This is a genomic window from Bacteroides mucinivorans, from assembly GCF_034654355.2.
Taxonomy (GTDB): domain Bacteria; phylum Bacteroidota; class Bacteroidia; order Bacteroidales; family Bacteroidaceae; genus Bacteroides; species Bacteroides nordii.
Map to the genome: position 1 here is coordinate 4912916 of NZ_CP178179.1, position 24542 is coordinate 4937457.

Consider the following 24542-nt stretch of genomic DNA (forward strand, 5'->3'; position numbering starts at 1 on the left):
TCATCACAGAATACTCTGTGGTGATAGATATCCTATTTTCGTCTTTTACCCCAACTGCCCGATACGATTTATCAATTCATCGCCCAAAGCATTCTTATCATCAATATGTTGCAATACAGCGGTTACAAACGGATTACTCTCAAAATCACCACGCACCTGTTCAAAGTCAAGTTTCATTTCATCATCAGAGCCATCGGCACCAAAGCCAGTCATTGAAGACAGGGAAAACTCCTTGCGTGCATCACTATAGACCATACGATCCAGCCCGATAACAGCTTCTTTCCAGGAACGTACAATATCAATAATATCTTTAGCAGTAATCGTTTCGGGATCGAGTCCGTAAAACTCCTGTATCTTACCATACGCCCACGTCCACTCGTAGGTATAGTAATTATTATGCATCTCAGAGAAACAGGCATTGATTTCTTTCAGACGATTGATTTCTCCACTCTCAATGCCACACATCAGTTTCTCTATCTCACTCTTCGGAGCAATTAATCCGGAAATATCCACCCATTCGCCCGTACCTATTTCAGTATCCGGTTTCAAGCGTTCACGAATATCTTCATTGCTTTGGAAGTTAATACCTTCGAGGCGTTTAATAATAGAGTTACCCAAAAATTTATGAATAGCTATCTCATAAAAACGAATACCACTGTTAAGCGAAGAATTCTTTATTTTAGCACTTTGGTAAGAGTATGTCTCCGAAGTTTCACCCGATACACGCTTCAAATCTTTCAGAATAGTACGTCCTGCAAACATCTTCTGAATGGTATAAGGACTCAATAGATTATAGTTAATATAATCCAGCTTGTTCGGATCCTTTCGTTTATCACGCTTCGGCCATTTCTGAGCGTCACGAATGGTTCCTACACTACGCAAATTAACTCCAGGGACAAGGAAAGTGGTATTCTGTTGTTCTATCAGATAAGAGAACGGCAGATTAGATGTATCCGCATGATTCACGTGACGCCCCATTACCAAAGAGAAAGCTCCTACACGCGCCGGCCAGAGAATATAAGAATCAGAAGTTGTTTTCGCGCCCCGTTCCATTGTTCCCTGATGGATAGGACCTAATTTGTACATATGATTACTTTGATTAGAGCCTGAACCAGCATTCATGAATGAAAACATACCGGCAATCAGTAAAGTTGATTTATGATGTGTCACCGTATAAGGTCCGGCAAAAATAGCACATGCTTCACCGTTTTCTCCCTGACAATTACTGAAAAACAAAGAGTCCGAAGCCGAATAATTATGTCCCAGTCTACAAGCTTGTCCTATAAAACAACGGGTCAACATCGTTCCGTCATCAATATGCGAACCGGAAGAAACAATGAAATCGTCACAAATGACTCCATGCCCGATGTGCACCGGAGCAATTGCATTACTATTAATACTGCCATTTGACAAACGACAAGTCCCGCATATATGACAGCAATCTCCTATCCGCACATTTTTAATAGAACCGGTATTGAGTATCATGACCCGATTTCCGATTGTTCCGACAGTAGAAGCATGCTTATTGGAATAATAATCGGTAATTTCCTTCATACGACTGATAAGTTCCGGGCGATGACGGTACAGAGCCAGAATATAGGCCTGATGTGCCGAAAGTTTGTCATTGATCAGTACTTCCCGTCCACCGGTTTCATTCAATACGGCAACTTCTACTCCATTACCAAAAGTGGTACGACCATCTACAAGAATAATATCAACATTCTCAATAAATGCATCGTCTCCGATTTCATAGTTCGCAATGTAGTTCTGAATGTTTTCAATACAGCAGTTATCTCCTACTGTTACGTTGTGCAAGGTGACATGCCGTAGCCCGGAATGTTTCTTAATTCCACCCGGCAAAATAAACTCCGACTGGAAAACTCCGAGTTTTACCTCGCCTGAGAAGCGGGTATGGTGCACATACTCGGTAGTAAAGTCCTTGGCCACAGAGATTTTTCCCCAATCATCAGCCAGACACGACTGGCTCTTCAACTGAAGCACTTCGTCTTCAGTCAATCTTCTGTAATCTTTTCCCATAAATAAAATAATTTGCCAATTTGCTAATATACCAATGTGCCAATACCTTTCGGTGGCATAGCGCAACCAATTGGCACATTGGCATATTGGTACATCGAATAATTATTCTTCCTCTTCTTCCTCGTAAGTCTGATAAAGAAAATCATTATAGGGATACTTCTGTACGTGTAGTTCTTTTACGCGTTTATAAACAACACTCTTCAGTTCTTCTATGTTGATTCGTTCGCGGGCGGAAATAAAGAGGCAATTATCCTCCATTTTAGCCATCCACGTCTTCATCAGTTCTTCGAGTGTTAAGTTTTCCTTTGTTTTGGGGGTAAGGTCGTCAGCCGCTTTCTCTATATAAGTATAAGCGTCTATTTTATTAAAAATTAATATCATTGGTTTTCCGGCACCACCGATATCAGCCAGTGTTTTGTTCACCACTTCAATCTGTTCTTCAAAACCGGGATGAGAAATATCTACAACATGTAGTAGCAGGTCGGCTTCACGCACCTCGTCGAGGGTAGATTTGAAAGAGTCTACGAGGTCTGTGGGCAACTTACGAATAAATCCTACAGTATCGGACAACAAAAAAGGCAGATTTTCTATAATCACCTTACGCACTGTAGTATCGAGCGTAGCGAAAAGCTTATTCTCTGCAAATACTTCGCTCTTGGCCAAAAGGTTCATGATAGTTGACTTTCCTACATTAGTATATCCTACAAGAGCTACACGGATCATACGCCCACGGTTCTTACGTTGCGTAGATTTCTGTTTATCAATCTCAGCCAAACGCTCTTTAAGCAATGACATACGATTGAGGATAATACGGCGGTCCATTTCAAGCTGCGTTTCACCTGGTCCACGAAGTCCTACCGAACCTCCTTTACCACTACCCGAACCTGAACCACCACCCTGACGTTCAAGGTGAGTCCACAAACGTTGCAAACGAGGCAACATGTATTTATACTGCGCCAGTTCCACCTGTGTTTTAGCATTGGCAGTCTGGGCACGCATAGCGAATATATCGAGAATGAGCGAAGTACGATCTAATATCTTAATCTTCAGCTCCGCTTCAATATTACGTATCTGTTTGGCAGAAAGTTCATCATCAAAGATAACCATTCCTACTTCCCGTTCGTTTTCTTCTTCGTTTAGGATATATTCCTTTATCTCTTCCAGTTTTCCTTTTCCCACATAAGTTACAGAATTGGCTGTCGGTAACTTCTGGGTAAACTTTTTCACAACTTCCGCCCCAGCCGTCTCGGCAAGGAATTCCAGTTCGTCAAGGTATTCTTTCGTCTTACGTTCATCCTGCGTCTGCGTGATAAGTCCTACGAGTACCGCTGTTTCGACCTGAGCTTCGGAGATTATAAATTCTTTCATTCTTTATTCTTATCTATAATAATGTGCGCAAATATATAGTTATTTTTGCAGAAAGCCTTGTTCTATAAGTTTATTTAATTCAGAAACAATGTTTTTATAATCTGCCCGGCGTCCACACTCATGCCATTCGGTTAAAGGATATTTATCATGAATATGTGTCATCAATTCCTCCATAGAGGGTGCACTGGCCAATTGACTATACTCCTCGTATGTATAGGAAAGAAAGACGACATTCCGGTTAATACCTCTATTGTCCAGCCAATAGCCTTTTTCCAGAAGTGTAGGTAAACACAGTTTGTCACCAATACGAAGGTCACGCGGGTGCGGATAAGAAACAATAGTGGTACGGGCATCATTCATGATAACCGGAACCAGGTGTGAGTAGTCCTCCCTCGTTTTATAAATATACACAGGAGGAGAGCTTATAGAGGGCGCTCCACCTTTAGGAGAAGTCGTTGTAACTATTATCTGGCTATCCATGTTTTGATTTTTTTGTGGTTGAATACCCGGAGTACGGCAAGCACCTGCCAACAACACAATACACATACATCCTGATAAATAAAGGCTTTGTTTCATACAACTGATTTCACGATTTTAAACAAAAATAGTAATAAAAAGCAAAACCGGCAAGTGAGAATGCCATTTATCTCAAACTTGCCGGTTCAGTATAATCAGAAGTACGCTCTTAAAACAATCACTTTATTACAAATTTATTACTACCAACTCCTTCTGTAGTAATAGCTCTCAAAATATATATACCCGGAATATAATCTTTACAAGACAGGCTAAATTCCATATTTCCATGGCATTCTGCCCCTTCCAACAAATGTCCTTGCATATCATAAATCATCAGTCTGGTCATTGCGACAGAGGATTTCACTATGATTCGATCATCCCTATATATAACTGTAACGGGTACTATATTATCTTGTTCAACATGATTTATTCCTGTCAGATCTTCTTTGACAAGAATCTCCGTAGAGACTTCGCTTCCTCCTTTTACGCTTTCCCACTCAAAATCATTCTGATTATCTCTGGCTCTGTACACCATCCTGATCCGATCGCCTCCAACAAGTGTCTCAGTAATTTTACAAGAAAAAATAACTCCATTACCTGATATTTGCCCTGCTGCATTCATCGCACTCAGGTCAATATTTTTAGAATCCGATATAAGTTGTTTCACCTTTCCCTGTTTATCTACCAAAGCCAAAGCTACGATTCCGGAAAAGTCACGAAGACCGGCATTCGTTATAAATCCAGCTTTCACCTTAAACGAAGTGTTAAGACGAAAATCAGTCTCTGTAGTTGTCAATCCGGCAAAAGCTTCTCCGGAACTTGTTGTTCCATCAAAAAAATATAGCAAATCACGATAACCGGAACCGGATTCGGCTTTCTTTATGCCGACTACAGCATCCTGCCCTATCGAAAATCCTCCCCCTGAATTACCTCCGATACCCTGCTGATCGGGCTCCAAAGTAGATAATAAATAATATCCATTGGCCATGCCGCCCCATCCCCAATTAACATGATATCTATTAGCCTTGTAACCATCAAAAACGAACTGATGTCCTTCTCTTTTGGAATTACTGCCACCATAGATCACAAGCCGTCCCTCGTCCAACTCTTGTTTCAATAAAGCGTCCCACTCATCATCCGTATACCACTCCCGTTGCAATACAGCCATACTTTTATCATATTTCATATACTCTATCATCCCCCTGGCTGCTATCAAAGTAAAGGCTCCACTTCCATTTGGCGCATATTCCATCTGCGACAACACCCCACAGTGATACATCAATGTTGCTACAGCATCAGCTTGCGTTCCTACATACTTTCCTATCTCATATACATTCAACATTTTATCCCACTGATATGGAACATTATAGGTTACAGATAACTGACTTCCATATCTGGAAGGAGTATAAGTACATGTCCCGCCGCTTCCCTGATCCGGCCAACGATTGTATTTCATTACAATAGCCAGTGCAGTTGCAACACAACCTGTAGGAGTAGAACTTCCGGATATTTTGGGGCATAAGTTATTATAAGGAGCATTCTGATTCCAAAGAGCTGTATTCAATAAAACCTCTTTTTCTGCATCATCAGCCAAAGTCCCGCGTTGCAATTGTTCCCAAAGTTTCATAACCGATTCAGACGGAGTTATATGCTGTTCTCTGGCCCAGTTAATCTGTTCACGGTAATATTGCATCCACCCCTGTAGATTGGAAGGCATATTTTCTACTTCAAATTCTCCGGCATCACTATAAGCCAGTACAGGAGATGCTACATCATCACCCGCAATAATGATAAAACCTCCTTCCGGTATACGATTAAAAACATGAAAGGCTGGTGATGAGGTCGTTGCACGTGTTTGTACATCCTCACCATCCCAGACATACTCCAGTTGCATACTACCACCTGCCCGGGTAGTTTCGTGAATTCCAAAGAAGTTACGAGCCAGTTGTTCTGCTTTTGACACAGGCACATTGTCTGCCCATGATAAAGAGAAAGTGAATAAAAAGAGCCAGAATAGATTACGTTTCATAAACACTTTATTTTGAGAGTGGTTTGTAACGCCACAAATATAATACATTAATTTATTTAAGCAGAATATCAATCCTATATACTTTTGCATTAGGTAAGGAAAAATAGAGGTCATTCTTTCACAAGAACGACCTCCCAAAACACTTTATTTATAATTATAGCCACCTTATTATATATGGCTAGAATTCCAACTTAATTATACTCCGGATTTTGCTGAATATTTGTGTTAGCATCTATTTCAGCTTGTGGTATCGGCATAATGGTACGATAATCATTCCAGTTAACTGTCACCAAGTCAGTTGCATTCAAGAAATGATTTCCACCTTTACGGGTGATTTCGATACCTTGACGAAGTACATCATATAAACGGTGTCCTTCTAATACCAACTCTTTACGACGCTCTTTCATTATCAAATCCAAGGTAGCTGTAGTTTTTACAGTTGCAGAATTAGCACGACTCTGAATCTTATATAAGTAATCGTCTGCCAATGTCTGATCCGGAGCAGATTTCTTCAATGCAGCTTCAGCACCAATTAAATAGATATCAGATAAACGAATGACACGTACATTATTAACAGCTACTGAGCCTGCACGTCCCGGATATTTATTAATAGTACGTTTCGTGCCATTTTTATCCGTAACCAATAAACCTAAACGCACATCATTAGGATCCTCATTCAACAAATCAAGAAAATCCTTAGTGGCCACAACAGCTCCGTACTCAGAAGGAGCAACCACAGCTCCCCAAAGTTCACGGCCTCCTGCATAAGTGGTACTGGATAAAGCCAAATCAAAAATAGACTCACTCGTTTCTTCCAGTTTCCACGAATCTACATAATCTGAATTTTTAATCAGTTCATAAGGCCCATTCTCCACTACGTCTTTCGCATAGCCATAAGCAGCTTCATAATCACCTTTATAAAGATTGACACGAGCCAACAATGCTTTTACAGCCCATCTATTAAAGTGACCGTAATTTTTGTTCTCATCAATAAAGCTCAATGCATCTGTTAAATCCTCTAATACAGCTGCATACCCTTGAGCTACAGTCTGACGCGCAGGAAGTTCTGCAGCAGTTAATACCTCCTTCACAACCGGAACTCCCAAAGAAGCGCCATTATCTTTCAGATAAGGAGCTCCGTAAGTTATCAATAAGTTAAAATGGGCCAATGCACGGATGGCTAAGGCTTCGCCTTTTGAATTCTTAACCACATCAGACATTGGAACCTCTCCTTTATCTATTGCTTCCAGTAATACATTGACACGGTTGATAACTGCATAAGGAGGAAACCAAAGATCGTCGGGAGCATTATTCTGACGATACGTGTATCGATAGTATTGTTCTGTACGATCACTTGTTTTGTTCGTCTGCGTATCGTCTCCTCCTACTTCTGCACGTGCTATAAAATCAACTCCATAATAATAATAGCTGGTGTTATCTTTATCAGATACGCTTATCAATCCTGCATAGGCTCCATTCAAAGCTGTTTTTGTATCCTCTGCAGTAGTAATGGCTCCATCACTAACCAAAGAATCAGAAGGTAATGTAGTAAGGTATCCATCACAGGAAGTGAGGCATACGGAAGTCGCTACAATGACCGTCGTAAAGATTGATTGTATATTCAATTTTTTCATCATTTTCGTTTTTTGCATTAATAATTATAATCCAATTTCAATACCGAATGTCACACTTCTCAAAGTAGGAAATGCAAATGTCGGAATACCATCAATCGGTTGCTCCGGATCTACATTTTTATAAGAAGTCCATGTCAGCAAGTTACTTCCCGACACAAACAGACGTACATTTTCCATTTGTGCTTTGCGGGTCCATCTTGAAGGAAGTGTGTAGGAGAGACTCAAACTCTTCAAACGAAGATAATTAAGATCTTTCATAAAACGTGAACTTCCATAATTACCGTACTGATAGTTATTGATACGTCTTGGAACATCCGTTTTATCACCGGGCTTTTGCCATCTGTCTAACTGATCAATAGAAGAGTTATAGAAAATTGTATAACCATCTGTATCAGTAATACTTGTTCTCATTGTATCGAATACCTTTCCTCCGAGTGAGAAGTTAAAGAGCATATTCAATTCAAGTCCATTCCAAGAGAAACTATTTCTCCATCCACCGGTAAGTTTCGGATCGGGTTTACCTATAATAACACGCTGAGCTTTAGCGGGATCCGTAGTCAATTCTTTATTCAAACTACCATCAGCATTTTTCGTATTCAGCACCCATAATTCTTCACCTGTTTGCGGATCTACACCTGCCCATTCACGGCTCCACCAGGAATAATAAGATTCGCCTTCGCGCAGTATACTCGTACCATCAATAATATCTTTACCTTCATACAATTTGGAGATTTTGTTACTGTTGTGTGATAGAGCAAGCCCGGAAGTCCATTTCACAGATGTATCTTTGAAGATATCTACGTTGATGTCCACCTCAACACCTTTGTTGGTCATCTCACCCACATTTTTCAGCATCGTTTTAAATCCAACGACCATAGAAGTAGGTACATCTTGCAACAAATCGGTTGTCTTACGTGAGTAATAGTCAAAACTCACACTTACCCGATCAAAGAAACGACCATCAAAACCAATATTAAAGTTTTTATTCTTTTCCCATGACAAATCCGGATTGGGAACAGATACAGGAGCAGAACCGGCAATATCCTGGTAGTTATAACCGTAACCATACAAACTCAGATGTTCATACAGAGAATTGGGTAATGTTCCATTAATACCATAAGAAGCACGTACTTTCAAGTCATTAATCTGATGTATGTCCTTCATAAATTTCTCTTGCGTTAATCTCCATGCTGCAGATACAGACCAGAAGTCAGCCCAACGATTGTTGGCACCCAACCGGGAACTTCCATCACGACGATAGTTTGCCGAAACATAATACTTATTATCATAGTCGTAGTTGACACGTGATAATAAAGACAACAAATGGTCTTCTGTATAATAAGCCATACCTTCTGCCGGAGTAGAAGCATTAACAGACTCAGGCAATTTATCATGAGGATAACCGGTAGAAGCTGCTCTAACCGCTTCCTTTTTGCGATCATCTACATCCCAACCCACAAGTACATCAAGATTGTGTTTTTCTTTGAATGTTTTAGCGTAATTCAATGTAGTTGAAGAATATACATTATGATACTGATACGGATAAGTTGCTCCAAGTCCATTTAGCAACTGTCCATTATTAGAATTTACCGGCCAATAAGTTATAGATGTATTATTAACATAGTCATAACTTACAGTTTCTTTAAGAATTAGTCCATCAATAATTTCGTAAGATGCCCATAAACTATTAAAGCTTCTGAATACTTTCGACTGATTTTTATCCAGGTTAATATCTTCTACAGGGTGCGTATGCGGAAAGACTTGCTGTAAAACCGGATGCAGATAATAATTCCCGTTTTCATCATATATAGGCATATTAGGGGTACAAATGAAGCTCTGCAAAAAGAAAGGATTAGCATAAGCAGTACCTTCGCTTGTTACCGAAGAATTCTGTTTAGACAAAGAAATGTTAGCTCCCATCTGCAATTTGTTATCAGCCGATTTGTGAGTTGCATTTACACGTCCGATAAATCCGTCTATAGATGAAGTTTTGGATTTTCCATCTTCTTTTTTGTATGCCAAAGAGGCAAAGAATGAATTACGCTCGTCTCCACCTTGTGCCGAGAATTCATAATTTTGTGAGGAACCATGTTTACGGAAAAAAGCATCTTCCCAATCTACGTTATAATTAGAATCTGCATAAAAGTCAGCATATTCCTGAGCATAAGCTCTTGCCTCTTCATCCGAAGCCGGACCGTTATAGTTTCCATTTTCATCGGGTATACCGTACAGAGTAGCCTCATTATAACATGCTTCATATGTTAACTCATGACGTTGCTGTCCATTCACATTCTTTCTGTTTTTCATTGCCCAATCAGAGAATCCCCAATTCGCTTTGAAGTTAATTCTTGTTTTACCCACTTTACCATGCTTGGTAGTAATCAAAATAACTCCATTAGCTGCACGTGAACCATACAATGAAGCAGCTGCAGCATCCTTTAACACAGTAATATTTTCAATATCACTCGGATTAATAGAAGCCATTACATTAAATGCTTTAGAGTCACCACCTACAGCTGACACAGCAATATCACCAGAAACGACAGGAACTCCATCTATTACATACAACGGATCATTAGAAGCATTCATTGAACCCGTACCACGAACTCTGATTTGTAAACCAGCTCCCGGCTGACCACTTGTTGAGTTCACCGTAAGTCCCGGGGTTGATCCTGCTAATGCCTCTTCGAATGAAGTTACAGGAATATCTTTTAATACTTTATCTCCACTTACCGTAGAAGCAGCTCCCGTAAATGATGATTTTTTTGTAGTACCATAAGCAACTACCATTACTTCGTCAATCATCTGTGAATCAGACTTAAGTATAACTCTCAGATTCGGTTTAATAGCCACCTCTTGCGTCTGCATTCCGATGTAAGAAATTTGCAAAGTCTTTGCAGAACTAAACATCTTTATAATATTATAATTATCAGTATGTTATGATTACTTGTGTGAACTTTGCGTTATAGTATTCATGCTATATTATTGCTTGAAAATCAATTATATATATATTGTCGTGAAAAAATATAAGTATATATGAGATACCAGTTTGAGATTTAAATATGAGTTTAATCAATTAGTAATCAGATGGAAATAACTCATGCAAGCAATAATTTGAAATACTATTTCCTTGCTTTGCAATTAACAATCTCCAATAATGTCAATCATTATTGCAGTTGTGAAATTATTTTACGATAAAAGATATTAAGAAAAGATGTTATAATGACATTGATTAAATATGTAATAATATATTATCGAATTAACACCTTTATAATTGCCTTATGATGTGTGTATAAAATATACCGATATTTAATCTACGAGACAAGAATCACAAGCATGATAAAATGTTAACTTGAAATTGCAATTACATTGATTATTACTACTTTTACCCAGTAGTTTATTATAGCATTTGGGATTCAATCATCCATTATAGCAAACATAAGGGACAGCTAAGCTTTGATCAGCCCCTTGTGTTTGTTATAATATATGTTCCGGCTTAGTTACTTTTATTGATTATGGAAATATATTTCTACTAATTCATAAATGATGTTTTATGGTCCGTCTACATTCATGTAATTGGATGACAGGACATGGTATGGGTTGTTAACTTCTCCATAGAGTTTTCTCTTGATAAAGAAAACGCGGATACCGATAAAATGAAATACTCTCAAAATTCCGAATGGAATCCAAACAAGTTTTTATTCTGTTTACTTTATTATTACCTTAGCACTACTCATTCCAGCAGATGTGACAACTTGTACAATATATGTCCCACCAATACAATCGGAATATGATAATGTATAATCTACACTTTCAATCCCCTTCTTTTTTTTGATTATTCGCCCCTTCATGTCAACTAAAGAAAACTCAAGGATAGGTATTGGAGATTTTATATAAATAGTTTTAGCCATGTCATTTGCAACAGCAATAAGATTTACATCTGAAAAATCAACGTTTTCAATCACAGAAACAGGCAACTCTTTTACTATAATTTCTGTTATCGTGTCTCTATCCCCTCGTACTCTCTTCCATTCATTCCCATCTTGACTTTTATACATCATCCAAATCCGATCGCCCTCTTCAGGAATATTAGCTATTGAACATGAAAATACATTTCCGCTTCCATAGCCTATCTTTAAACCATTCACAGAAACTTCACGAGTAATGAATTCTTTTATGTTCCCATGCTTATCGACTAAAGCCAAAACAATCGCGCCAGAAAAATTGCGTATACCATAATTTATATAAAAACCGGCTTTTACAGTAAATCTAACTCGAGGGATAAAATTCGTCTCTGTAGTCGTCAGCCCGGAAAACATTTCACCAGATTCCGTAAATCCAGACATAAAAGCTAAATTATCACAATAACCGGATCCCTCTTCGCTTTTTTTTACTCCTATAACAGCATCCTGTCCTACAGTGAACCCTCCTCCTGTATTACCTCCTACTCCCTGAGAATCAGGATCCAGTGCCGACAGTGAATAATAACCATTCGCTGTGCCACCCCATCCCCAATTGACGTGGTAATCATTCTGTTTATAACCATCTAACACAAACTGGTGTCCTTCCTCTTTGTTATTACTACCACCATATATGACAAGACGTCCTGCGTTAAGTTCCTTCTTTAAAAGACCATTCCACTCCGCTTCCGTGTACCATTCACGAGATTGCAAAGTCATACTTTTATCATATCTCATATACCGAACCATTCCACTCATTGCCGTTAGGGTTAGAGCTCCGCTTGATCGGGGAGTATAGTCCATCTCCGAGAATACCCCACAGTGATACATTAGTTGTGAAACAGCTTCTGCCTGATCAGCCGAATAATTTCCTTTTTCATATTTATTCAACATATTATCCCAATCATAAACAATGTTATAAGTAGCAGAAAGAGTCTGTCTATATTGTTTCGTTGTATACTGAAAAGTCATTCCGCTTCCTTGATCAGGCCATCGATTATATTTCATGACAATAGCCAGGGCTGTTGCAACGCAACCGGTTGGGGCCTGTGTGCCGTTTATAGTCGGACACAACAAATTATAAGGTGCAGTCTGATCCCACAAAGCGGTTTCAATCAATACCTCTTCCGAATTCTTTGCTGAATCTATTTCATCCCTTAATCTTTCCCAAGCCCAAATCGTTTCTTCATCAGAAACAATATTTTCCTCACGTGCCCAATTAATTTGCTCGCGATAATATGCCATCCATGATCTTAGATTATCCGGCATATTTTCTACATGGAAACTGTTGACGTAACTATAGGCCAATATTGGTTTTATTATATCATCTCCAGAAACAATAACAAACCCATTACCACCAACTTTATTAAATACATAATAAGCCGGAGAGTCATTCGTTCGAGTATACATATCTTCACCTGTCCAAATCAAACTTACATCTATTCCATTAGTCCTTGTTTGTGTATCGGCATCGGTCAAAACAAATTTGGCTATTTTCTCTGCTGTTATCACATCGACATTTTTTGCAAAAAAAGAAAATGGAATACAACAGAACACTAAAAATAAAAAACATTTCATAACTCTTTATTTTTCTAATAATGAAAACTGTGATTATTTATAGAGACAAAAGTCCTCCTACATAAAATGTAAGAGGACCTTAATATTATTCTAAATAATCACTTACCATATAAACGAGTCATCTTTCCAACCGAAATTGCCGGCATCTACATAATAATAATGGCTAAAATATGCCGTTTTCGTAGTTTCTACAAAAGAAGAATAATTAATATCCGGATCCAAATATAAAGATACCATATTGTAAGTAGGATGAATATATCCAGTTACAAAATCATATAAACCATTAGAATTCAATCCGCCAGACAATGAAATACTACCATTTTCAGCAACAGAAAATTTGTAATCATAACCTTCGGCAAACAATTCCGGAAATTTATATTTGTCAAATCCTTCCGCTTTATATAATTCTTGTGGCCACGAACCAAATAATCCGGATGTAAAAGTTCCAGTTGCAAAAAGTTGCCAATTATAATCTTTATTTATTGTCAAAGTGAATGTTCTGATTTTTCCCTGAATCGGATTTTCCGGAACGTTTAATTTTATAGAGTAATCTTCTCCAACAGCTAATTTTGTTCTATCAAAAGACACTTTTATAGCAGCTTCATAAGCACCATCAGCAAATTCCACATTAGTAGGAACTGTAAATAATCCACTAACATCCTCCTTCACCAACGGAATGGTTGCTGCCCCAGTAGAATTAGCACGGAGCAGCAATACTTCGAATTCTTCCGGATCATCCGTACCAAATGTATAATTAGCAGAGGCCTCATTAAAAGCGACCTCTGTATTAGTCGCATTGTATATAGTACCATCTGTTGCATTTTGATCACATGCGATCAAAAAGAGCATTATAAAACCAATAGCACCAAAATATTTTATTTTTCTCATAATTTCATACTTTAAAAATCTCTTATATTAAATATAATATCTCATTATCTAGGATTTTGATCGGCTATATTTATATTGGTGTTGCCATCAAACTCTTTTTGAGGAATCAAAGTAACGAACAGGTTGTCGCCAGGTTTCAATGCTTTCTTAGAAGGATGATTGGTTCCATTATAATTACGATCATAACCTAAATTTAATCGGCAAAGATCAAAAGCACGTCCCATACCTTCACTCCATAGTTCTACACGGCGTTGGAATAATATCTCATCCATTAAGGTCATAAATGCTCCGTGAGTATCCGTATTGTAAGTTGCTGCATTAGTGCGGGCTTCCAATACAGCACCATAATTGGTATCACGCTTATCTCCCAATTCTTTCAACAAATTACGGGCAGTCGGGTAATCATTTTGCCGACATGCAGCTTCGGCTGCGATTAATACCAACTCTTCCGCACGCAAATAAATAACATCTCCCAAATAAGTTGAGAAATCAGAGTAGCGGAATTTAACTTGACCATAAGGATAATATTTAGAAGTTTCCGGATCTTCCCACCAAGTTCTTTTACGGATGTCAGTATCTGGAATCACTTTCCAAAGCCATGCATCAATACACTGTTGAGCTATTTTACCATAACCACCCTCCGGATCCATATGTGACAAAAATGCTCCGTAAGGTCCGGTCTGGTCAGCTATAACCTGGAATCCCCACATAATACTCGGAGCTTTACAATTATTAAACTGGCCAAGATCTGTCATAGAAGCAACTCGGGTCAATCCAGGCTTTTCAAGAGCGGCATTCGCATATTTGGCAGCCGCCACCCAGTCCTCCTGAACTTGAGCAGCCCGTGCCCATAAACCATAAGTAACATAGAGATCGACATTCGTCGGATTCGCCTGTGCTATACCGGCGGCCTCAAACAAATCAACCGCTGTCTGATAATCATTGTTAATTCTTTCAAAAACATTCTCAACAGTTCCACGAGGTTGTCCTACAGTATTAGCAGAAGTAGCCTCCGTATAAATAGGTACTCCCGGGGTCTGTTTATTTACTGGATAATTTCCTTTACAGAAAAAATTGTATAAACAAAAATAAGCAAAGCCTCTGACTGTATATGCTTGTGCCAATACAGACTGCCCTTTGGCACCAAATGATTTCAACTGATCGGCAGCGTCAATTACATAGTTTACTTGTGAGATTATGGTATAATAAAAATTCCATTGAGCATATTGACGACCACTGGAAGTTGTCCAGTCACCATCTGTCGAGAATGAATAATCATAGAAAAACCAACCTTGTCCCTGATTAGCCATTAAATGATCCTCCCCTTGAATATCTTTAACCAGTGTCATCGCCATAAGACCGGGATTTTCATGGCTCCAATTGTCAGACCAACCATTAATAAATAAACTTCGATAAACTCCGTTCATAGCCACCTGTGCAGCATCGGCATTCCCAAAAATAAGACTTCCGGACACTTTATCCGTAGGATTTGTATCAAGCGCGTCACTACAAGAGCTAAACGAGCAAATCCCCACTAAAGTCAATATATATAATATTTTTTTCATCTTTGACATTTTTATAGTTTCAATCATTTGATTTACATTAGAATTTCACATCAACACTAAAAGAAATAGTACGCGAAGGAGTGTAAACATATGTAGTACCGCCAGTCATACTATATTGAGGATCCATGCCCTTTAAATGTGTAAATACATATAAATTATCAGCAGTTACTGCAAATCGCAAATTCTGAAAACCAATTCTTTTAATAACTTTTACAGGAAGTGAATACCCCAATGTAATATTCTTAATGGAGAAATAAGAAGCATCAATCAGCATATCATCTGTCGAAGCATAATTTTTACCAATTTGATAACGCGGTATATCTGTTACATCTCCCGGTTTCTTCCATGCCCTTTCCAAGTTGATATGTTTAGCTTGTCCTGCGTAATAAAAACTCATAAGATTTTGATAAACACCATCAATCATCTCTCCACCAATAGAGTAATTGGTTGCAATTGACAGATCAAAACCTTTATATTGTAATTGCGTACTAATAGATCCAAATAAATCCGGAATTCTATTACCGGCAACAACGCGAGAAGCTTGAGCATAAGTTTCATTTGTAGTGATATAAGGTTCAACTGTATTACCTTTACTATCAACCGTAGCCCAATAAAGTTGATCACCCGTCATCGGATCAACACCTGCTGAACGAGAAACATAATAAGAATAGATAGGCTCACCTTCACGAATTATCTGACTACCGCTAAGTATGTCTTTTCCGTCATCCGTCAATTTCAACACTTTGTTTTTTAATGTGGAAGCCATAACCGTCAAATCCCACTGAAAGTCATTGGTTTTCATTAAACGTCCTGTAATACTCGCTTCAAAGCCACTATTTCTCATGCTACCCGAATTTCTGTAATATCCCTCAAAACCGGATGACATCGGAAGAGGATAGTAAAGTAACATGTCTGTAGTTTTACGTGTATACCATTCGAGGCCCACCTGCAATCTTTGATTCCAAAAAGCAGCTTCCACACCAATATTAAAATTATGATTATTTTCCCAAGAAACTTCTTTATTGGCCACAGAACTTACAATTGCCCCCGACTCACTACCATTAGAATAGCTTAAGTCGTAAAGAGACTGCCATGCATAAAAATTACTATAGCCATCGGCATCCAAAAGTCCATCATTACCTTGCACACCATAACTTGCTTTTACAGAAAGATTATTCAACCAAGTGAAATCTTTCATGAACTCTTCCTCTGAGATACGATAATTAGCACCAACTGACCAAAAATCTCCCCAGCGATTATCTTTATAGAAACGTGAAGAGCCATCACGGCGATAACTACCGGACAGATAATATTTATCCGCATAATTATAGTTTATACGTCCAAAATATGACTCAATACGATACTGTTTACTTGCCCCACTTGTGCTGTAAACAGTTGAAGCAGCATCCAATTCATAAAGCCCTCCAAAAGGGAAACCGGTTTTTGTTCCACTTAAAGTATTACTCTCATATGCATACCATTCGTGAGCAACTAAAATATCAAAATTATGCTTATCAAAACCTCTGTTGTATGTTAGTATCTGATTGAATGTATATCCTAACGAATTAGAGTTCTGCTTAATAGCGCGCCCTTTGGAAGTAGCCGCATTCCCAAAAAACGGATTATAATAAACCAAAGCATTTGCATTGTAGTAATCAAGACCAAAATTAAGTGATAATTTAAGACCTTGAGTCCATCCATTCTTTAAATCACCAAAATCTAAATGAGTACGTGCTGACAAGTTATCTGCAACTGTACTGTATTTATCATCATATAATGTAGCGACAGAGTTAAAGTTCTGCTGCTGTCCGGTAGGACGGTTATCACCATAGTCAAACTGTTTATTTCCGTCGGCATCCAAAATAAATGCTCCACCGTTAGTCTTATCTCTCTGATACACGGGAAAAATAGGTCCCATAAGAGAAGCTGAGTACCATACATTACTTGAAGAGCTTGTAGCAGTTGCTGCGGTATTAGATATGTTACGTGCAAAATTTGCCCCCAAACCTGCACTTAACCATTCGACAGGTTTAGTTTCAATATTAGTTCTCCCTGAATAACGTTGGAAGTTTGTTGTTTTTAATATCCCATCTTCATTTACATATCCCAGTGAGAACATATATTGTGTTTTTTCCGTACCTCCGTTCAAATTGAAAGTATATTCATGACGCAATGCATTATTGCGAGTTACCTCATCCATCCAATCGTCTTCCCACATTAAGGTAGCATCATTACGTATTTTACCTGTATTAATATCAATCAAATCAGAAATAGCATAATTAAAAGGATTATATTGTTCTTTTTCTCCAAATATTTTAGTCGCACCAGAAGCCATTTCTTGCAAAGCAGCCATTCCCGCTTGTCCAGATGGAATTCCATCCGCTATTTGTTGATTGTAAAAAGCCGAATATAAAGCTTCAACATATTGTTTGGAATCCATTGTTTCATATCTGGGGAGCGACCGACTCGATAAGCCGACAGAAGCTTTGAAATTAACTTCCGTCTTACCTTTTACACCTTTTTTGGTTGTTATCATAATAACTCCATTCGCTCCACGTGAACCATATAATGCAGCAGCAGAAGCATCCTTCAAAATAGTAATATTTTCGATATCATCAGGACTAATAGCCGCTATAGAACCATCATACGGTATACCATCCACTACATAAAGAGGGGTTTTACTGGCATTGATTGATCCCATACCACGAATATAAATAGAAGACGAAGAACCCGGCTGTCCACTACCCGTTGTTGCTTGAACACCTGGTGCTAATCCGTCAATTGCTTTCGTCACATTGGACATCTGGCGTTTTTTTAATTCACCCGATTTTACTGTTGCGGCAGAACCGGTAAATGATGTTTTTTTTGTAGTACCGTAAGCTACTACCATCACTTCATCAATTACCTGTGCGTCAGATTTTAATATAACTTTTACAGTCGGTTTAATAACTACCTCCTGTGTTTGCATACCAATAAACGAAATCTGCAAAGTCTTTGCAGAACTTAATACAGCTTAACTGATTTATAATAAGGGTATTGTGTATATATTTAGGACTTGGCTTTATGGATATAAATACATGTATATATTTCTGATAATCAGACACATATATAGATAGAACATTATTCGTTATTAAATAATATCGATACTCAGTTTATCATCAAATTATAAGCTTAATAAATTGATATACAAGTATAAATATTCTGTAGTAAATATTATATGAGATACTAATATAGTACTTTACAGTTATTAAATTCACTCAAAGTTAATTTTGATTATGATCATAATGTATTTATTAGCAACAAATTATAAAGGAATCACTATAATACAAGTTTTTTGTTCATGTGAAAGCCATGTAAAATTTTATCTTATTTTTCAAGTTGCATTATTCATCAGCTAATCCCTAAACGAATAACTCTAATTCTGATTGAAGTATTCTTCTTGATTTTGTTACTTTTTATTAAATATGTATATAATAAAATTTTGGTAATGGTTGTTCTCTTGAAAAACAATGTTGCAAAATACAGTTTGGAAAAACTGCTATTTATTTAATAAAGTATTCCGGCTCACTTATAGATTAACAATGTTAATCCATATTTCGAAGTGTATTTTACAAAATAGTAAACTATGCATTGTTATATGATAAAACAATGCATAGTTATGTATAGAAAAGTACGTATTTTATAATGCTTTAAATACGTACTTTTGATGTTAATATAATATATACTTTCAAGACGCTGATAATTAATCATATAGACATCTTTTATATATTATAGATTGTACCATTCCACTCCATTTAATTAAATTCAAAATAGAAAATAAATATCATTTTGATAAGCCTCTCGTGTTGAAAAGAAACAATACATATACAAAGTTGAAATACTTTTTGCACAAAGATCCATCTATACAGCATAGCTTCCTCTATAAAGAAGTTTTTGATTCTCAGAGAATGAGATCTTTTCGTAGAGAGTCGTAACGTTTCTCACAGAGAAATTGTACTGTGTTGTGAACGTTTAATTATTAAAACGGTAATATTTATCTTTGCACAAATGTCCATTGGCTTTTCATAGTAAATGAACACCTATTGTGTTTCAGGAATGGCAATCTTTACTTAAGAATATCATCTTAACGTCCTATTATATCTCACAATGGGGAACGTTTTGAGCTTTTGGCTTTTTCCAAATCTCTCACAATGGTCATATCCATAACATTTGTATAAACTTGGGTGGTCTTGACGCTTTTGTGACCCAGTAATTTCTGGACTGTTGTAATATTTACTCCATTGTATATCAACAAAGTAGCATTCGTATGTCTGGCTGTATGAAAAGATACCTTTTTGTTTATCCCTGCCAGTCTTGATATAATAAGTAATTCCTTATTCACATTTGAATTATCTCTGAGTTTAAAAAAATCAGAAAGATTATCCTGATATTTATTTAGAATCTGAAGTCCTTTACCTTTAAATAACAGATATAAAGGAAGCCGTACTTCTATACGGGTTTTGATTGTCTTATATATAAGCCAGGTATCTTTTTGTATTTTTACAATGTTTTCAGCAGTCAAATTTACAAAATCAGAATACCTCATTCCGGCATAACAACAAAACAGAAAAGCGTCTTTTGTTTTTTCCAATCGCACATACTTATCTCCCAAGTCTAATTTTTCTATCTTATAAAGCTCATCTGGTGATAAATGAGTATGCTTATTTTCCACGCTCTTTATTTTATATTTTCTGAAAGCGTACTTTTGTATCTCCATATATTCCTTATTTATAGCTACATTAATATGCCGCTTCAAATGTTTCATGTGTTTAGCTATTGTATTCACATGGTATCCTTTACTTTGCAAATACTGGTCAAAAGAAGATATAAATTCGAAAGTTAATTCTGTGAAGGAGATGTCCTTTTTGTACTTTCTCAATAGTTCAAGCGTCGAAAGATGATTCTGTTTAGTACTTTCTTTCAATCTGGAGTTTAGAATTTCTTTACGAAAAAAAGCCAGGAAAGATTCTTCTTCTCCTTGTGAGGTTACTAATGCATCTTTTAAGGCATCCAATGTTATTGATTTTTTCTGTTGCCACATACCTAACTCTTTTTTCTCAATTTCAGCCATGTATTCATAAATCATTCGATTAAGCGCATCTGCATTCGGATGATTCCGGACTCTTCTCCTTTTGGCATCCCATTGATCTGGTTTTAAATAAACCTTAGTTGAGAAGTATTTTTTCTTTCTATTCAGATAAGCTTCTATCTGAACTAATGCCATTCCCCTTTTATTTAGGTTTTTCTTTCTGTTAAACACTAAATTGTAGATAATTTTTTCCATAAATTTGATTTTGTATTAATACTATAAACAAATAAGACGTATATATGTGCAATATAAGAACTGAATAAGTTTTAATATCTGCTAAAAGCTTGCGAAGCCAGTTAGATATTATCCATAGTCGTTTAAAAAAAATGTGGAATTTTTGTTTATAAAGCTTTCTCTTAGATCAAAAAGGATATTTTTTAGCTAAAATTAGTGGTAAATAACAGAAAATACACAGTTGGAATGTACTTTTTGTCAACACAACATGTTAGCATCAGGTATGCTATTTAGGTTTTTTAATCCATGATTATATGCTGTTAAGCATTATTTTACACCTTTTGATAACAAATTGTTATTAACACATGGTTTTTTTACAAAAACAATTGCTCGTTTCATATTTATTAATATATTTGCATTTTGTTAGAGTAAAGAAACAATTAATGTAAAGTTAAACTTTAAGAGAGAATTTATGAAAAGAAAATTAATGCTGTTATTGACCTGTCTTTTTGTAGGCATAGGTCTAGTAACTGCCCAAACTCAGAAGATTACAGGTGTTGTAATTTCTGAAGAAGATGGGCAACCAGTTGTTGGAGCCTCTGTATTAGTAAAAGGTACCAATTTGGGTACCATCACTGATGTAGATGGTAATTTTACTTTGTCGAGCGTACCAAGTTCTGCAAAGACTTTGCAAATTTCTTACATCGGAATGCAGACGCAAGAGGTGGCTATTAAACCGAATCTGAGAGTTATACTTAAGTCCGATTCACAGATGATTGACGAAGTAATGGTAGTAGCATATGGTACGGCGAAAAAGTCATCATTTACCGGATCTGCATCTACTGTGAAAGCTGATAAACTGGCGGAACGTTCTGTTTCAAATGTTACGAATGCATTGGCTGGTCAGGTTTCCGGAGTACAAACCACTTCAAGTAATGGTCAACCGGGTAGTGCTGCAACTGTTCGTATCCGTGGTATTGGTTCTATGAGTGCAAGTAACTCTCCATTGTATGTAGTAGATGGAATTCCTTTTGACGGGAGTATTTCTTCTATCAATCCACAAGATATCGAAAGCATGACTGTACTGAAAGATGCTGCTGCAAATGCGATCTATGGTGCGCGTGGTGCTAACGGTGTTATTTTGATTACAACTAAAAAGGCTGATTCCAAGGAAGCGGTTATTACAGTAGATGCCAAATGGGGTTCTAACCGCCGGGCGGTTCCTAATTATGATGTAATGAGTGACCCGGCTATGTACTATGAAACAATGTATCGTGCGTTGTACAATTCAAAAGTATATAATGGTGGTAGTGCAACTGAAGGCTATGCACATGCTGATGCTGCATTGCTTGATGATAAAAATGGTGGTTTGGGCTATTTAGTATATACCGTTCCAGATGGAGAAAAACTGATTGGTACAAACTTTAAGCTTAACCCGAATGCGACTTTGGGTTATTCGGATGGAAAGTATTATTATAAACCGGATGATTGGTACGATGAAGCTTTCGGCAATTCAAACCTTCGTCAGGAATACAATGTATCTGTTGCAGGAGCATCGGATAAGTTGAATTATTATATGTCTGCTGGTTATCTGGATGATTCCGGTATTATCCCAGGTTCAGGTTTTACTCGTTTCACAGGACGTGCAAAAGCAGATTATCAGGCAAAAAAATGGTTGAAAGTAGGTGCTAATGTAGCATATACCTATTATAATATACAGTCACCTTCCGGACAGACTACATGGGGATCAAGTGGTAACTTGTTCCAGCTTTCCAATATGATTGCTCCTATTTATCCCGTATATGTACGTAACGCGGATGGAAGCATCCAGGTAGATCATCGTGGATTAACTGTTTATGACTTTGGTTCTTCTACCAATTTTGTGCGTCCAAGTATGTCTGGTAATCCATTGGGGACACTGGATCTGGATAAGCAAAATGCTTATACTGACGTAATAAACAGCAAATGGTATGCAATATTAACTCCGATCGAGGGCTTATCTATCACGGCTAATATTGGTGCAAACGTACGTAACCAGCGTAGTAACGAGTTATCAAATCCGTTCTATGGTTCAAGTGTAAGTAGTGGCGGAGCTGTTTATGTGGCTCATTATCGTGAATTTGCAATCAACCAACAGTATTTGGCATCTTATAAGAGAACTTTTGCCGATCTGCACAACTTTGACGTTTTGGTGGGTTATGAATCATACAATCTGAAACTTCAGGAGTTACAAGGTAGTAATACTAAAATCTATAATCCGACTATCGGCGAACTGAATAATGCAATTGCATCTCCTCCGCGTGTAGCTTCTTTCACCAATGAGTATACCACCATGGGTTATCTGGCTCGTGTTCAATATGATTATGATGAAAAGTACTTTGTTAGTGCTTCTTATCGTCGTGATGCTTCTTCTCGTTTCCACCCGGACAACCGTTGGGGTAACTTTGGTAGCGTGGGTCTTGCATGGCTCATCAATAAAGAGAACTTTATGAGTAATGTGAGCTGGATAGATATGCTGAAATTTAAGGCAAGTTATGGTATCCAGGGTAATGATAATTTAGGAAATTACTATGCATATGCTGATCAATATTCTGTAACCAATAGTAATGGAGATTTTGCTGTTTCATTCAGTTATAAAGGAAATAAAGACATTACCTGGGAAACTTCGTATGCATTCAATACCGGTTTTGATTTCGAATTTTTTGGTAACCGCTTGAATGGTACGGTAGAATATTTTAATCGTAAAACAGTTGACTTACTCTACAATCAGCCAGTACCTATCTCTATGGGATATGCTACAATTCCGATGAACGTAGGTTCTATTGTTAATCAAGGTATTGAAGTTGATTTGAATGGAGTTCTTTATAAAAATAATAATATAGAGTGGCTTGCTAACATCAATGCAACTCATTACAAAAACAAGATAACTGATCTTGCCGAGTCTGCTAAAAGAAACGGTGGTATAAAATACAGTAATGCTATTTATCGTGTTGGCGGTTCTTTATACAACTCCTATTTACCCGTATATGCAGGTGTAGATCCTAAAGATGGCCAGGCATTGTATTATATAGATCCTGATAATGGTGACTATACAACAACGAATGACTATTCAAAAGCAAAACAATCTGACTTAGGAAGCACTTTAGCTAAAGTATATGGCGGTTTTGGTACGCAATTGAATGCTTATGGTGTAGATTTCTCTGTTCAGTTCTCTTATCAGCTTGGCGGTAAATTGTACGATGGAACTTACGAGGCATTGATGCATCGTGGTGACATGGCAGGAACAAACTTCCACAAGGATGTATTGAAGGCATGGACGCCGGAAAATCCAAATTCAAACTATCCACGTCTCTGTGCTTCAGATAATACCAATCAAAAACAATCGTCAAGATTCCTGACCAGCTCGGATTATTTAAGTCTGAATAGCGTAATGTTAGGATATACTTTCCCTAAACGTTGGTTGAACACATTGGGCGTTTCAAGTTTACGTCTGTATGTTGCCGGCGAGAATTTAGCTGTTATCTCCGGAAGAAAAGGTCTTGATCCACGTCAATATTGGGGCTTAGGTAGTTCTACTACTTCTGGTAGTTTTAATTATTCAGCTTTGAGAACTATTTCCGGTGGTATTACTTTGAAATTCTAATGTTAATAACTAAACAATGAAAT

General features: G+C 37.4%; 11 protein-coding genes and 1 pseudogene. 1 reads left to right on the forward strand and 11 read right to left on the reverse strand.

Annotated features, from left to right (window positions below; all coding sequences use genetic code 11):
* Nucleotides 1-45: 45 nt before the first annotated feature.
* From VCM39_RS18725 to VCM39_RS18775, 11 genes and pseudogenes are all read right to left on the reverse strand, one after another.
* Nucleotides 46-2037, reverse strand: coding sequence for a DUF4954 family protein (locus VCM39_RS18725; protein ID WP_289292420.1), 1992 nt, complete (start codon nucleotides 2035-2037; stop codon nucleotides 46-48).
* Between the two features lie 102 nt (nucleotides 2038-2139).
* Entirely contained in the window at nucleotides 2140-3405 is a 1266-nt protein-coding gene (gene hflX, locus VCM39_RS18730; protein ID WP_321029049.1) for a GTPase HflX, read from the reverse strand.
* 39 nt (nucleotides 3406-3444) lie between these two features.
* The gene (locus tag VCM39_RS18735) at nucleotides 3445-3981 is read right to left on the reverse strand and encodes a hypothetical protein (RefSeq protein ID WP_322933960.1); all 537 of its coding nucleotides are present in this window, start codon (nucleotides 3979-3981) and stop codon (nucleotides 3445-3447) included.
* A 118-nt stretch (nucleotides 3982-4099) separates the two neighbouring features.
* Entirely contained in the window at nucleotides 4100-5950 is a 1851-nt protein-coding gene (locus VCM39_RS18740) for a thiol protease/hemagglutinin PrtT (RefSeq protein WP_322933961.1), read from the reverse strand.
* 191 nt (nucleotides 5951-6141) lie between these two features.
* Complete coding sequence (locus tag VCM39_RS18745) at nucleotides 6142-7587, reverse strand: RagB/SusD family nutrient uptake outer membrane protein (protein WP_289292413.1); 1446 nt, start codon at nucleotides 7585-7587, stop codon at nucleotides 6142-6144.
* Between the two features lie 21 nt (nucleotides 7588-7608).
* Nucleotides 7609-10494: a TonB-dependent receptor gene (locus VCM39_RS18750; RefSeq protein ID WP_322933962.1), complete on the reverse strand. Its 2886-nt coding sequence runs from the start codon at nucleotides 10492-10494 to the stop codon at nucleotides 7609-7611.
* A 797-nt stretch (nucleotides 10495-11291) separates the two neighbouring features.
* Nucleotides 11292-13121 (reverse strand): C10 family peptidase, encoded by a 1830-nt coding sequence (locus VCM39_RS18755; protein ID WP_322934255.1) that lies wholly within the window; start codon nucleotides 13119-13121, stop codon nucleotides 11292-11294.
* Nucleotides 13122-13223: 102 nt separating this feature from the next.
* Nucleotides 13224-14009, reverse strand: a complete 786-nt coding sequence (locus tag VCM39_RS18760; RefSeq protein WP_322934256.1) for a hypothetical protein — start codon at nucleotides 14007-14009, stop codon at nucleotides 13224-13226.
* Nucleotides 14010-14053: 44 nt separating this feature from the next.
* Complete coding sequence (locus VCM39_RS18765; protein ID WP_321029046.1) at nucleotides 14054-15574, reverse strand: RagB/SusD family nutrient uptake outer membrane protein; 1521 nt, start codon at nucleotides 15572-15574, stop codon at nucleotides 14054-14056.
* A gap of 37 nt (nucleotides 15575-15611) precedes the next feature.
* A pseudogene (locus tag VCM39_RS18770) lies at nucleotides 15612-18566 on the reverse strand (SusC/RagA family TonB-linked outer membrane protein); the annotation flags it as partial.
* A 1149-nt stretch (nucleotides 18567-19715) separates the two neighbouring features.
* A complete protein-coding gene (locus tag VCM39_RS18775; RefSeq protein WP_321029045.1) occupies nucleotides 19716-20897 on the reverse strand; it encodes a site-specific integrase in 1182 nt (393 codons plus the stop codon).
* A gap of 451 nt (nucleotides 20898-21348) precedes the next feature.
* Between VCM39_RS18775 and VCM39_RS18780 the strand changes: the two genes are divergently transcribed.
* On the forward strand, nucleotides 21349-24519 hold the full coding sequence (locus VCM39_RS18780) for a TonB-dependent receptor (RefSeq protein WP_321029044.1): 3171 nt from the start codon (nucleotides 21349-21351) through the stop codon (nucleotides 24517-24519).
* Nucleotides 24520-24542 lie beyond the last annotated feature (23 nt).

What these genes read in the sequence shown, in the direction of transcription:
- VCM39_RS18765 (WP_321029046.1), bottom strand. Translation starts at nt 15,574, where the DNA reads ATGAAAAAAATATTATATATATTGACTTTAGTGGGGATTTGCTCGTTT.
- VCM39_RS18760 (WP_322934256.1), bottom strand. Translation starts at nt 14,009, where the DNA reads ATGAGAAAAATAAAATATTTTGGTGCTATTGGTTTTATAATGCTCTTT.
- VCM39_RS18740 (WP_322933961.1), bottom strand. Translation starts at nt 5,950, where the DNA reads ATGAAACGTAATCTATTCTGGCTCTTTTTATTCACTTTCTCTTTATCA.
- hflX (WP_321029049.1), bottom strand. Translation starts at nt 3,405, where the DNA reads ATGAAAGAATTTATAATCTCCGAAGCTCAGGTCGAAACAGCGGTACTC.
- VCM39_RS18745 (WP_289292413.1), bottom strand. Translation starts at nt 7,587, where the DNA reads ATGATGAAAAAATTGAATATACAATCAATCTTTACGACGGTCATTGTA.
- VCM39_RS18725 (WP_289292420.1), bottom strand. Translation starts at nt 2,037, where the DNA reads ATGGGAAAAGATTACAGAAGATTGACTGAAGACGAAGTGCTTCAGTTG.
- VCM39_RS18775 (WP_321029045.1), bottom strand. Translation starts at nt 20,897, where the DNA reads ATGGAAAAAATTATCTACAATTTAGTGTTTAACAGAAAGAAAAACCTA.
- VCM39_RS18755 (WP_322934255.1), bottom strand. Translation starts at nt 13,121, where the DNA reads ATGAAATGTTTTTTATTTTTAGTGTTCTGTTGTATTCCATTTTCTTTT.
- VCM39_RS18735 (WP_322933960.1), bottom strand. Translation starts at nt 3,981, where the DNA reads ATGAAACAAAGCCTTTATTTATCAGGATGTATGTGTATTGTGTTGTTG.
- VCM39_RS18780 (WP_321029044.1), top strand. Translation starts at nt 21,349, where the DNA reads ATGAAAAGAAAATTAATGCTGTTATTGACCTGTCTTTTTGTAGGCATA.
- VCM39_RS18750 (WP_322933962.1), bottom strand. Translation starts at nt 10,494, where the DNA reads ATGTTTAGTTCTGCAAAGACTTTGCAAATTTCTTACATCGGAATGCAG.